Raw genomic sequence first — 11894 nt, forward strand, 5'->3', positions numbered from 1 at the left:
CCCGCGGGATGGTTCAGCCGAACTGCTCGATGCCGAGCCGGATCACCATGGCCACCACCACGACCAGCAACACCACCCGCACGAACCCGGCGCCGCGCGCGAGCGCCATCCGGGAGCCGAGCACCGAGCCGGCGACATTGCACACCGCCAGCGCCGCCCCGAGCGCCCACCACACGTGCCCGCCGACGGCGAACAGGACCAGCGCCCCGAGATTCGAGCCGAAGTTGAGCACCTTCGCCATCGCCGCCGAGGTGACGAACTCGCTGCCGAGCATCGCCGCGAACACGATGATGAAGAAGGTGCCGGTGCCGGGCCCGAGGATCCCGTCGTAGAAGCCGATCACCGCCGCGGCCGTGACCACGACGGTGGCCAGCCGCAGCGTGGACGGGCGGCGGGTGCTGCCGGTGCCGAGTTTCGGGCGGGCGGTGACGAACACCGCCACCGCGACGAGCACGACCATCACGATCGGGATGAACACCTCCCGGTCGATGAGCGAGACCGCCGCCGCCCCCGCCGCCGCGGCCAGCGCGGCGACCAGGGCGGCGGGGCCGAGCAGCGACCAGCGCAGCGGGATGCGCCGCGCGAAGGTCAGCACCGCCGCGCCGGTCCCGCAGATCGCGGTGAGCTTGTTCGTCGCCAGCGCCGCCTGCGGCGTCAATTGCGGGGCGACGAGGAACAGGGCGGGCAGCAGGATCAGCCCGCCGCCGCCGACCACCGCGTCCACCCAGCCGGCGGCGGTCGCGGCGGTCATCAGCAACGCCCAGTCACCTGCAGTCATGGCGGCCATTCGATCACGCGCCGCATCCGCGGGTCGGGTGCGGGAGCAAAACCGGTGGCCCGTTCGTTGACCGGACAGAAACCGCCGACGGAAGGAAGTCCCGCCGTGTACCCGTTGTTGTTCGTGCTCTACGTCGTGGCGGAGATCGCGGTGCTGGCCTGGCTCGGCTCCACCCTCGGAGCCCTGGCCACCGTGTTGATCTTCCTCGGTGTCAGCGCCGCCGGTTATCTCGTGCTCGCCGCCCTGGGTCGCCGCGCGCTGCGCAACCTCGGTGAGCTGCGCGGCGGCCGGGCACCGCACGCGAATTCTCCGGAGCGGGTGCTCACCGACGGCGCGCTCATCGGCGCCGGCGCGGCCCTGGTGCTGATTCCCGGCATCGTCAGCACCGTGCTCGGGGTGCTGCTGTTGCTGCCGTCCCGCGCCGCGCTGCGTCCGGCGGTGCGCACGCTGGTCGCGCGGCGGGCCCGCGCCGCCGGGTTCTCCGCGCAGCGGCTGGTGGTGGTCGACGGGCAGGTCGTCGATCACAGTGTCGTCGGCGGTGCCCCGCACCTGACCGGTGGTCCGCCGGTGACCGAGCAGGTCGACGACCGTGGCACCGTGCTCGAAGGGGAGATCGTGGAGACCCCGCGCCGCCACGAGGAGCGGTAACGGGCAGACTGGGCACTCGTGAGCCCTGCACCGCACACCCAGCTTCTCGTCGGCGGCCGCATCTACAGCGCCAGCGCCCCCGATGCCACCGCGATGGCCGTCACCGACGGCACGGTCGTGTGGGTCGGGCAGGACCGGCCCGGCCGCGCCCTGCACCCGGACGCCGAGATCGTCGATCTGCACGGCGCGTTCGTCGCCCCCGGTTTCGTCGACACCCACGTGCACACCACCAGCCACGGCCTGGCGTTGACCGGGCTGGATCTGACCGACGCCGTCGACCGCGACGACGCATTGCGCCGGGTCCGCGCGCACGCCGATGCGCACGACGACGCGGTGATCTGGGGGCACGGCTGGGACGAGACCCGCTGGCCCGACCCGACGCCACCGACCACCGCCGACCTCGATGCCGCCGCCCCGGCCCGGCTCGTCTATCTCGGCCGGATCGATGCGCATTCGGCGGCGGCGTCGAGCGCGTTGCGGGCCGTCGCCCAACCCCTCGACGAGCTGGCCGGCTTCGATCCGCAGCAGCCGCTGACCGCCGCGGCGCATCATGCGGTGCGCGGCGCCGCCCGCCGCGGGCTGACCGCCGCGCAGCGTGCCCGCGCCCGCCTGGCGGCCCTCGACGATTTCGCCGCGCACGGTTACGTCGCGGTGCACGAATGCGCCGGCCCCGACATCTCCGGGCTCGACGACTTCACCGAACTGCTCGGCACCGACCATCCGGTGCAGGTGCGCGGCTACTGGGGTCAGGCGGTGCGCACCGGCGAGGAAGCCGCGGAGCTGCTCGCCGAGACCGGCGCCGATGCCCTGGGCGGGGATCTGTTCGTCGACGGGTCGATCGGTTCGCACACCGCCGCGCTGGCCCGCCCGTACGACGATCTGCCGGACTGCTGCGGCACCCGCTATCTGACCGAGGACGAGCTGACCGCGCACGTGCGCGCGTGCACCTCGGCGGGCATTCAGGCCGGTTTCCACGTCATCGGTGACGCGGCGACCACCGCCGCGGTCGCGGCCTTCGAGGCGGTCGCCGCGGAGGTCGGCGGACCGGCGCTCGCCGCGCGCGGGCATCGGCTCGAGCACGTCGAGTCGTTGACGGTCGCGCAGGCGGAGGTGTTGTCGCGGTACGGGGTGATCGCGAGCATGCAGCCGAGCTTCGACGCCCTGTGGGGCGGGGCGGACGGGATGTACGCGCAGCGGCTCGGCGCCGACCGCGCCGCGGCGTTGAACGCGTTCGCGCCGCTGGCAGCGACCGGGCTGGCGTTGGCGTTCGGCTCGGATGCGCCGGTGACGGCGCCGCGGCCGTGGCCGATGCTGCGGGCGGCGGTGCACCACCGCACCGAGGGCAGCGGGATCTCGCCTCGGGCGGCGTTCGCCGCCGCGACCCGCGGGGCGTGGCGTGCCGGTGGGGTGCGTGACGGTCTGGCCGGCACCCTCGATCCGGGTGCGCCGGCGTCGTATGCGATCTGGGAGGTCGGGGAGCTGGTGGTCAGCGCCCCGAAGGATTCGGTGCAGCGATGGTCGACGGATCCGCGGTCGCGGGTGGCGCCGCTGCCGGATCTCGGCCCGGGCACCGCCGATCCGGTGCTGGTGCGCAGTGTGCACCGCGGCCGGGTCGTGTACGCGCGGTGACCGGCCGGCCCTTGGCGACGGTCACCGTGCGGGCGGTGCGTGTCGTCGCGCTGCGCGCGTTGCTGGCCGTCGTCGCGGGAGTGTTGCTGTTCGCGTCGTTCCCGCCGCGTCCGCTGTGGTTCCTCGCCCCCGTCGGGATCGCGCTCCTGGTCGGTGTATCGACTGCAGTACCGCTGCGGCGACGCGCCGGGTTCGGCTACGGCTATCTCGCCGGCCTCGGATTCCTGGTGCCGCTACTGCCCTGGATCGGCGTCTATGTCGGGCCGTTGCCGTGGTTGGCGCTCGCCGCCGCCGAGGCGGTCTTCGTCGGCCTGTTCGGGGCGCTGGTGGTGCACCTGCGGTCGCTACCGGTCGCGCCGTTGTGGATCGCGGCGGCGTGGAGCCTGACCGAATGGTTGCGCTCGAGCGTCCCGTTCGGCGGGTTCCCGTGGGGTCGGCTGGCGTTCGGCCAACCCGACGGTGGGTTCGTCTCCCTCGCCGTCGTCGGCGGCGCCCCGCTGGTGTCGTTCGCCGTGGCCGCGACCGGCGCCGGGCTCGCCGCCCTCGCCCTGACCGCCTCCCGCCGTCCCCGCCCCGTGCGGGCCTGGACGGTGCCGGTCGCGGTGACGCTGCTCGGTCCGCTGCTCGCCGCGGCGGCGTGGCCGCTGGTGCGCACCACCACCGACGATTCGTCGACGGTGACGGTCGCGGCGATCCAGGGCAGTGTGCCGCGCCTGGGCCTGGACTTCAACGCCCAACGCAAGGCGGTGCTCGACAATCATGTCGCCCGCACCCTCGTCCTCGCCGAGGACGTCGCCGCCGGACGGGCCCCGGCCCCGGATGTGGTGATCTGGCCGGAGAACGCCTCCGATATCGACCCGCTGCGCAACGCCGATGCCGCACGCGACATCTCCGCCGCGTCCGCCGCGATCGACGCGCCGATCCTCGTCGGGGCGGTGCTCGTCAACGACGACCGCACCACCACCAATTCGGTGATCGTGTGGGACGCGCAGACCGGTCCGGGGGAGCGGCACGACAAGAAGATCATCCAGCCGTTCGGCGAATACCTGCCGTGGCGGTCGTTCTTCCGGTTGTTCTCCGAGTACGCCGACCGCGCCGGCCATTTCGTGCCCGGCGACGGCGACGGCATGGTCACCGCCGGCGGCATCGACATCGGGGTGGCGACCTGCTACGAGGTGGCCTTCGACCGGGCGTTCCGCGACTCGATCGACGCCGGCGCGCAGCTGCTGGCGGTGCCGACGAACAACGCCACCTTCGGCGACACCGAGATGACCTACCAGCAGCTGGCGATGTCGCGGGTGCGGGCCGTCGAGCACGGCCGGGCCGTGATCGTCGCGGCGACCAGCGGGGTCAGCGCGATCGTCGATCCGGCCGGTCGGGTGCAGCAGAGCACACCGTTGTTCGTGCCCGATGCCCTGGTGGCGCAGGTGCCCGTGCGCGCAGACGTTACGCTGGCTAGTCGGCTCGGAGTGGCGCCGGAGCTTGTGCTCTGCGCCGCGGCCGTGGCCGCCGCCGGTTTCGTCCTGGTGCGAGGACGGCGGGAGAAGGCCGGTGCGGCAGCTCGCACCAGCACCGGCGCAGCAGGAGCACCGGCCGGTGGCCGGTTCGACAAGGAGGACCTCTGATGGCAGCGGCGACGCCGGCCGGGAACGACAGCGCACCCAGCGCCCGCACCCTGGTGATCATTCCGACCTACAACGAGCGGGAGAACCTCGGTCGGATCATCACGCGGCTGCACGCTGCGCTGCCGCACACCCATGTCCTCGTCGTCGACGACGGCAGTCCCGACGGCACCGGTGACCTCGCCGACGACCTCGCCGCCGCCGACGAGCGCATCGCGGTGCTGCACCGCACCGAGAAGAACGGTCTCGGTGCCGCCTACATCGCCGGTTTCCGGTGGGGGCTCGAGCACGACTACACGGTGCTCGTGGAGATGGACGCCGACGGCAGCCACGCCCCCGAGCAGTTGCACCTGCTGCTGGAGAAGGTCGACGCCGGCGCTGATCTGGTGCTCGGTTCCCGGTACGTGCCCGGCGGCACGGTGGTGAACTGGCCGTGGCACCGCGAGGTGCTCTCCCGCGGCGGCAACATCTACTCGCGTCTCGCGCTGGGGGTGTCGATCCAGGACATCACCGGCGGCTACCGCGCCTACCGCCGTGAGGTGCTCGAGAAGCTCGACCTCGACGCGATCGCCTCGCACGGCTACTGCTTCCAGGTCGATCTGGCGTGGCGCACCCTGCAGGCCGGATTCACCGTCGCCGAGGTGCCCATCACGTTCACCGAACGGGAAATCGGCGAGTCGAAGATGAACGGCAACATCGTGCAGGAGGCCCTCGTGCGGGTCACCGTGTGGGGGCTGCGCAGCCGTCTCGCGCGGTTGCGGGCACTGCTGGGCCGCTGACTCGGCCCGCGCGGCCGGGATACCAGGCGCTGTGCGGCCGAGGCGCTAGGCGCTGTGCGGCCGAGGCGCTAGGCGCTGTGCGGCCGAGGCGCTAGGCGCTGCGCGGCCGAGGCGCTAGGCGCTGCGCGGCCACGGCCATCGGGCGTCGAGTTCCTCCCCGAGCCCCAGTCCCGCGCACAGCCGGCGGATGGCGCTGCAGTCCTGCACCACCGGCCGGCCCTCGGTCACGGCGATGGTGTCGGCGACCAACTCGTCGCCGCCGGGGATGTTCTCGCGCGCGATGATCGCCGCCCAGGTGGAGGTGTCGGAGCCGGTGAACGCCGCGACCGCGGTGCCGAGCGCGTCGAGCAGCCGCACCCGATCTGTGTCGTCGAGTTCGGTGAGGACCGCGGTGAGCAGCTCACCGGCCAGCGAGGCGTGGCACAGCTCGTCGCGGCGGTGCACCGCCACCGTCGCGCGGTTGACCGGTTGCAGCTCCGGGTCGGTGGTGAGCAACGCCAGATAGGCGCTGATCGAAGTCTCTGCGACGGTGGTGAACGCCAGCTGCACCAGCGCCGCGTCCCGCGGGGTCTCGGCGTGCGCGACCGCGGCGCGATGCTCGCGCACGGTCGGGCACGGCGGCAGCACCGACTCCTTCAGCGCCCAGCCGCGGCGGCGGCGGGTGAGCACGTTGGCCTGCTGGTGCATGAGGGTGTGGTACTGCTCGTCGACCATCGCCTGGAGCACCCCGGTGACCACCGTGTCGGACGGGCCGATACCGAAGGCGTCCTCGGTGATCAACGCGAAGCCGGGGTTGACGACGTGCTGTTCGATGTCGACGACGCTCTTGTTGTAGGCGATCCACGCCCAGGCCCGCAGCCGCGCCTGTTGTTGTTCGTCGAGCGCGAGATAACGCGGATGCTCGGCGAAGGGCAGCATCTGCTCGGGATAGTCGGCGCGGTCCGCCTCGAACAGCGCGTCGAGGTCGACCTCGGGTTTCTTGACGGCGGCGCGGCGCGGCCACGAGCGGGTCAGCCCGGCGATCACCGCGCTCTCCGCCGGATCGGACGGGTCGTACTGCGGGAGTTCCGGCGCGCGCAGCTGCGGGCCGGGGATGTCGGATTCGTTCATGTCCGGCTCCTTTCCTCGCTCGGACCGCCGACCGCGCCCGGATCGCGGGGCAGTGCCGCGAACAGCTGCCCGCACAGCTGCGCGGCGGCGGGTTGCCCGTCGCCGAGCGCGGCGCGGGCCCGGTCGAGCAGCGCCGCGAAGTCGGGTAGGGCGTCGGTGGCGGCGTCGAGATCGGCGACCGCGCCGGCGAGGGCGCGGCGGGCGGTGGCGGCGTACGGGTTGGTGAGCTGGATGTCGTGGTAGACCTCGGCGGTGCCACCGGAGACGCGGGCGAGCAGCGCGCGCAGCACGGTGTGCGGGGGCGCGGCGACCCGCGCGGCGGCATCCGGCACGTCGAGCCGGTCGAGGGCGATACCGAACGCGAGGATCGCGGCGTGGGTGAGCACCTGCACGGCGGCGGTGATCCGGTCGTGTTCGTCGGCGGTGGTCTCGACCACGGTGGCACCCCAGTCGCGCAGCGCCGCGACGAATTCGGCCGCCACCGGTGCGTCGTGGTGGCGCACCGTCAGCACGGGCCGGCCGGGCAATCCGAGGTCGGGGGCGAACATCGGGTTGATGCCGAGCGTGGGGGCGCCGGGCCGGTAGGTGTGCAGCGCCGCGGCGATCGGGGTCTTCACCGACAGGGTCTCCACCAGCAGGGTGTGCGGGGGCAGCAGCCGCGCGAGCACCGGCAGGGCGGCACCGGCGACGACGTCGGGGACGGCGAGGACCACGATGTCGGCGCCGTCGAGTGCCGCGGCGAGGCGGGTGTCGGGGGCGGTCAGATCGGCGCGCAGCATCCCGGGTGCAGCCGGGGCGGCGGCGGGGTCGACGACGAGCACCTGACGGCCGGCCTCGCGCAACGCCGCGGTGAGCAAGGCGCCGACGGCGCCGCATCCGCCGGCGACGATCACCCGGCCGGGCGTGGTCACGGCCCGGCCCGCCCCGGGAGCACCGGTGGCCCGTCGACGAGATCGTCCGGGTCCGCGGAGCCGATCGCATCGGTCCCGTCGGTCGGGGTGGTGTCGCGGGCCGCGGCGAGGCAGCGGCGCATCACCACGGATTTGACGAGGGTCTCGTCGAGTTCGTCGTCCGGATCGGACAGCGCCACGATGGCCCCCCCGATCCCGAAGGTGACCTCGTGGGCGGTGGCGACGAGGGTGCGGATGACCACCGACAGGTCGGCGGCGCCGGTCGGCGACAGATATCCGATGGCCCCGGAGTACACCCCGCGGGGGCCGTCCTCGAGCTTGTCGATGATCTCCATGGTGCGCAGCTTCGGGGCACCGGTCATCGATCCGCCGGGGAAGGCGGCGCGCACACAGTCCACCGCCGAGACGTCCGGACGCAGCGTGCCGCGCACCGTGGACACCAGCTGATGCACCGCCGCATAGGTTTCCACCGCGAACAGTGCCGGCACGTGCACCGAGCCGGGCACGCACACCCGCGACAGGTCGTTGCGCACCAGATCGACGATCATCAGGTTCTCGGAGCGGTCCTTCTCGCTGGCGTGCAGTCCGTCCCGCAGCGCCGCGTCCTCGCCGGGGGTGCGGCCGCGCGGGCGGGTGCCCTTGATCGGTTTCGATTCGACGGTGCCGTCGGCGTCGATCCGCAGGAACCGTTCCGGGGAGGCGCTGAGCACCGCGACCTCGGGGAAGTCGAGCAGCGCACTGTAGGGGGTGGGGCTGATGCGGCGCAGCACCCGGTAGGTGCTCAGCGGGTCGATGCCGCCGTCGACGGTGACGGTGTTCGTCAGACACACCTCGTAGGTCTCGCCGCTGCGAATCTCGTTCTGGCACTGGGCGATCAGATCGAGATAGCGCTGCGGGGAGTGCCGCAGCCGCAGCTGCGGGCCACCGTCCGCGCCGATCAGCGGCACCGGGATCTGCTCGTCGGTCACCGGTTCGGGCAGCGCCGCGACGATCGCGGCGGTCGCGTCGAACCAGGCGAGCGTCTCGGGATCGTCGGTGTCCTCGGTCAGGGCCAGCAGATAGCAGCAGCGGTCGTCGTGGTCGACGACGACCGCCCGGTCGGCGAAGACCAGCGCGGCGTCGGCGTAGGGGGAGGTGTGCACGAGCTGCGCGCCGGCGTCGGCCTTGAGTTCGTAGCCGAGATACCCGACGTAGCCGAGCGCGAACCCGAACGGCAGGTCGTCGCGGGCGGCGACGCGGCGCTCCGCGAGGCGGGCGGTGAGATGGTCGAAGACGGGTCGGCGGTGTTCCTCGACGGTGCCGTCGGCGCGGTGTTCGCGCACGATGCCCTCCCCGACCCGGTAGGTCAGGTAGTCGGCACGGGGTCCGGCGCCGTTGCCGAGGACGGTGAACCGCGACTGCGGTTCCAGCGCGGCGCTGCCGTCGAGCCAGAAACCGTGCGGGCCGGCGGCGAAGAGCGCCTCGTAGACGGCGGACGGGTCGGGGTGCAGCGGCAGCCGGCGGCTGGCCAGCAGATAGCGCGGGGCCGGTTCGGGTACCGGTTCCGGATCGGCGGGGGCGGTGACGGTGATCGGGCTGCGCGGCGGGGTGGCGTCGCGGAAGTTGGCGAGCAGTTGCGCGCCGTGGGCGGTGCCGATCGATTCGGGATGGAACTGCACCCCCCACAGCGGCCGGTGCCGGTGCGCGACGGCCATGAGCAACCCGTCCGGGGTGTGGGCGGTGGCGACGAGCTCGTCGGGGACGGGGTCGGCGATCAGCGAGTGGTAGCGCACCGCCTCGAAGGGCGACGGCAGCCCGGCGAACAGGCCGGTGCCGTCGTGCAGGATCGGGCTGGTGCGGCCGTGCACCGGTTCGGGGGCGGTGATCACGGCGCTGCCGAACAGCTGGCACAGCCCTTGATGGCCCAGGCACACCCCGAGCAGCGGCACTTCGGCGTCGGTGAGGGCGCGGGCGCTGATCCCGAAGTCCCTGGCCCGGTCGGGTCGGCCCGGGCCGGGGGAGATGACGATGTTGTCGAACGGTTCGGCGACGAGCTCGTCCCAGCTGCGATCGTTGGTGAGCACCCGCGGCGGGATGCCGTTGACGCGGGTGATCAGGTCGTAGAGGTTGTAGGTGAACGAGTCGTAGTTGTCGATCAACACCGTGCGGATCGGTCGGGGCGCGGACACGACGGGCCTCAGTTCGTGCCGTCGCCGCGGCGACCGGAGCCGACCCGGTCCGCGGGGGCGCCGCCGGAGACGATGCGGTCCTCGACCCGGCATGCCTCGTCGATGAGCAGAGTGTACAGCGAGCGCACGAAGTCGCCGGACAGGCCGTGCCGGTGCGCGTAGTCCTGGGCGCGGCGGTGCACGACCTCCATGCGGCCGGGTTGCAGCACGTCGAGGCCGTGGCGTTGCTTGAGTTCGGCGACGCGTCCGCACACCTCGAGGCGGGCGCGGATCCCGTCGAGCAGGGTCCGGTCGATGTCGTCGAGTTCGGCACGCAGGTCGGCCAAATCGGCGGCGGCCTGTGTCGACGGCGCGTCCGCCGCAGTGTGGTGACGGTCGGTCACGGACATTCACCCCCTTGCAAGCGACCCGCCGGAGCACCGGCGCGAAGGTCGTGGATCGGGCGTGCCGATCATGATCGATCGGCGTGCGATCATGATTGCACGCACCGTCCGGCCGATATCGACGATTGATCGATTCGTGGCGGGGCCGCAATCGAATTCGCGGAACCACCGTCCCGTCGGGCTGCGCTTGCGGGGTCCGTAACGACGTGTGCCGCCCCGGACGATCGTCCGGGGCGGCACACGTACGTGTTCGGCGGCGCGGGTGTCAGGCGCCGCGGCGCTTGGCCTTGAGCAGGTCCAGGCGCTCCTTGAGCAGGTCCTCGAGTTCCTCGACGGAGCGACGCTCGAGCAGCATGTCCCAGTGGGTGCGCGGCGGCTTGACCTTCTTCGGCTCCGGTGCGGCGCCCTCGACCAGGGTGCCCTCGAGGCCGTTCTTGCAGATCCAGGTGCCGGGGATCTCCGCGTCGTCCGCGAACGGCACGTCGTATTCCTCGCCGTTGTCGCAGCGGTAGCGCGCGATTCGCCGCGGCGCCAGATCGTGGTCGCGGTCGGTTTCGTAGCTCACCGCCCCGAGTCGGCTGCCTCGCAGTACACGATCTGCCATGGTGGTGTCCTTCCTTGTGTGCTCCGCCCGGGTGTCGATGCCGTGCGACATCGACACCGGGCTCGACGTCCACTGTGCTCAACGTCTGCGGAGCCGATTCCGTTCCCGCGGCCCACCGAGGAGCCGAGGGACCAGTCTACCGACCCGCCGCACCGCCGCGCGCACGGTGCCCGCACCGGCCCGTGCGTCCGGGGTTCCCGCCGCCCCGCCGGGGGGTGCAGGTGGGCAGTACAGTGACGCTCGTGACCGGACGTGACACCCGAGCGAGCACGTGCCTGTGGTGCGGGCGCCCGGTACCGGAGATCGGCACCGGGCGGCGACGCCGCTACTGCCGCCAGTCGTGTCGGCAACGCGCCTACGAGCAGCGCAGCAGCGCCCGCCGCGCCGGACTGCCCGAGGATTCGGTGGTGCTCACCGCCGGCGAGGTCGAGGCACTCGCCGACCGCGCGTTCCGGGCGCGCTGCGCCGCCGAGGACGTCGCCACCGCGGTCGCCGAGGGCGCCGCGGCCGACGAGCTGACCGCCCTGTGCGCGGAGCTGCTCGATCTGGCCCGCGACGCCGAACGACTGCGTTGACCGCCCCGATCGGGGAGCGCGGGCTCAGGCGAAGAAGCCACCCATGGTGTAGATCACCTGGCAGAACGCACCGTTGGCGTACTGCAGCGAGCCGAACAGGGCGCCGAGCACCGCACCGGGACCGCTGTCGATCACTGTGGACTGCAATCCGCCGCCGTTGTTGTCGAGGGTGGCGACCCCGGCCCGGATGTTCTCCATGTTGATCCACACGAACTTCAGGTCCGAGGCGGTCACCGGCGCACCGGCGGTGGGTTCGACGATCACCTCGATCGACCCGAACGGCACCTGACCGTGCGGGCCGGGATGCACCCACGCGGTGGTCATCGCGAACGGCACGAAACCGCCGCCGCAGCCCGGACCGACGGTCGGTGCGGGTGACGAGAACGGCTGCGGGATGTTCTTCGGTGGCGGCGCGAACGGATCCGCCGAGCCGGAGTCGGCGACGAGCCGCTCGAGCGCGGCGAGGGTCTCGGGGGAGTCGGCGACCTCCGCGCGCAGCTGATCGAGCGGCACCCCCGGCGGGGCGGTGTCGGCGGCGGCCTGGGCGGGGGCCGCGAGCAGGGCCGCGGCGAGCAGGGCGGTGACGAGCGGGGCGGATCGGCGACGCAACATCTCGGGCTCCTTCGAATCGGGTCGAGCGGGCGGGACGAGACGATCCGGTCGCGATCCGATCACGCACGGGTCGCG

At 72.8% G+C, this 11894-nt stretch carries 12 protein-coding genes; 5 read left to right on the forward strand and 7 right to left on the reverse strand.

The window, feature by feature from the left end; translation table 11 throughout:
- Window positions 1-13: 13 nt before the first annotated feature.
- Window positions 14-778, reverse strand: coding sequence for a TSUP family transporter (locus BO226_RS09165; protein ID WP_024101054.1), 765 nt, complete (start codon window positions 776-778; stop codon window positions 14-16).
- A 105-nt stretch (window positions 779-883) separates the two neighbouring features.
- Here BO226_RS09165 and BO226_RS09170 point away from each other — a divergent pair, with 105 nt between their 5' ends.
- From BO226_RS09170 to BO226_RS09185, 4 genes are read left to right on the forward strand one after another with little or no spacing between them, the layout of a single operon-like run.
- Window positions 884-1426 (forward strand): FxsA family protein, encoded by a 543-nt coding sequence (locus BO226_RS09170; RefSeq protein ID WP_064255680.1) that lies wholly within the window; start codon window positions 884-886, stop codon window positions 1424-1426.
- Between the two features lie 18 nt (window positions 1427-1444).
- Window positions 1445-3055, forward strand: coding sequence for an amidohydrolase (locus tag BO226_RS09175; protein WP_071935062.1), 1611 nt, complete (start codon window positions 1445-1447; stop codon window positions 3053-3055).
- Window positions 3052-4680 carry an apolipoprotein N-acyltransferase gene (gene lnt / locus BO226_RS09180; RefSeq protein ID WP_071936398.1) on the forward strand — a complete coding sequence of 543 codons (1629 nt, stop codon included), beginning with the start codon at window positions 3052-3054 and terminating at the stop codon, window positions 4678-4680. The genes BO226_RS09175 and lnt overlap by 4 nt, the downstream gene beginning before the upstream one ends.
- On the forward strand, window positions 4680-5456 hold the full coding sequence (locus BO226_RS09185) for a polyprenol monophosphomannose synthase (RefSeq protein WP_064255682.1): 777 nt from the start codon (window positions 4680-4682) through the stop codon (window positions 5454-5456). Before lnt ends, BO226_RS09185 begins: the two co-directional genes overlap by 1 nt.
- 114 nt (window positions 5457-5570) lie before the next feature.
- Here the strand turns inward: BO226_RS09185 and BO226_RS09190 are convergent, their stop codons facing one another.
- The 5 genes from BO226_RS09190 to BO226_RS09210 form a co-directional block, all read right to left on the reverse strand.
- The gene (locus tag BO226_RS09190) at window positions 5571-6566 is read right to left on the reverse strand and encodes an AurF N-oxygenase family protein (protein ID WP_024101058.1); all 996 of its coding nucleotides are present in this window, start codon (window positions 6564-6566) and stop codon (window positions 5571-5573) included.
- Window positions 6563-7477 (reverse strand): prephenate dehydrogenase, encoded by a 915-nt coding sequence (locus BO226_RS09195; RefSeq protein ID WP_071935063.1) that lies wholly within the window; start codon window positions 7475-7477, stop codon window positions 6563-6565. Before BO226_RS09195 ends, BO226_RS09190 begins: the two co-directional genes overlap by 4 nt.
- Window positions 7474-9645 carry an aminodeoxychorismate synthase component I gene (gene pabB / locus BO226_RS09200; protein ID WP_071935064.1) on the reverse strand — a complete coding sequence of 724 codons (2172 nt, stop codon included), beginning with the start codon at window positions 9643-9645 and terminating at the stop codon, window positions 7474-7476. Before pabB ends, BO226_RS09195 begins: the two co-directional genes overlap by 4 nt.
- 8 nt (window positions 9646-9653) lie before the next feature.
- On the reverse strand, window positions 9654-10034 hold the full coding sequence (locus tag BO226_RS09205; protein WP_019289573.1) for a chorismate mutase: 381 nt from the start codon (window positions 10032-10034) through the stop codon (window positions 9654-9656).
- Window positions 10035-10293: 259 nt separating this feature from the next.
- Entirely contained in the window at window positions 10294-10632 is a 339-nt protein-coding gene (locus BO226_RS09210; protein ID WP_006554802.1) for an RNA polymerase-binding protein RbpA, read from the reverse strand.
- 233 nt (window positions 10633-10865) lie between these two features.
- On the opposite strand from BO226_RS09210, the gene BO226_RS09215 reads away from it, so the two are divergent.
- Complete coding sequence (locus tag BO226_RS09215; RefSeq protein ID WP_006554803.1) at window positions 10866-11207, forward strand: hypothetical protein; 342 nt, start codon at window positions 10866-10868, stop codon at window positions 11205-11207.
- 24 nt (window positions 11208-11231) lie between these two features.
- Here the strand turns inward: BO226_RS09215 and BO226_RS09220 are convergent, their stop codons facing one another.
- Window positions 11232-11819 (reverse strand): hypothetical protein, encoded by a 588-nt coding sequence (locus tag BO226_RS09220; protein WP_033098325.1) that lies wholly within the window; start codon window positions 11817-11819, stop codon window positions 11232-11234.
- Window positions 11820-11894 lie beyond the last annotated feature (75 nt).

It is taken from the genome of Rhodococcus sp. 2G (genome assembly GCF_001886355.1).
In the GTDB taxonomy this organism is placed as follows: Bacteria; Actinomycetota; Actinomycetes; order Mycobacteriales; family Mycobacteriaceae; genus Rhodococcus; species Rhodococcus pyridinivorans.

What these genes read in the sequence shown, in the direction of transcription:
- BO226_RS09165 (WP_024101054.1), bottom strand. Translation starts at nt 778, where the DNA reads ATGACTGCAGGTGACTGGGCGTTGCTGATGACCGCCGCGACCGCCGCC.
- BO226_RS09185 (WP_064255682.1), top strand. Translation starts at nt 4,680, where the DNA reads ATGGCAGCGGCGACGCCGGCCGGGAACGACAGCGCACCCAGCGCCCGC.
- BO226_RS09190 (WP_024101058.1), bottom strand. Translation starts at nt 6,566, where the DNA reads ATGAACGAATCCGACATCCCCGGCCCGCAGCTGCGCGCGCCGGAACTC.
- BO226_RS09205 (WP_019289573.1), bottom strand. Translation starts at nt 10,034, where the DNA reads ATGTCCGTGACCGACCGTCACCACACTGCGGCGGACGCGCCGTCGACA.
- BO226_RS09210 (WP_006554802.1), bottom strand. Translation starts at nt 10,632, where the DNA reads ATGGCAGATCGTGTACTGCGAGGCAGCCGACTCGGGGCGGTGAGCTAC.
- BO226_RS09220 (WP_033098325.1), bottom strand. Translation starts at nt 11,819, where the DNA reads ATGTTGCGTCGCCGATCCGCCCCGCTCGTCACCGCCCTGCTCGCCGCG.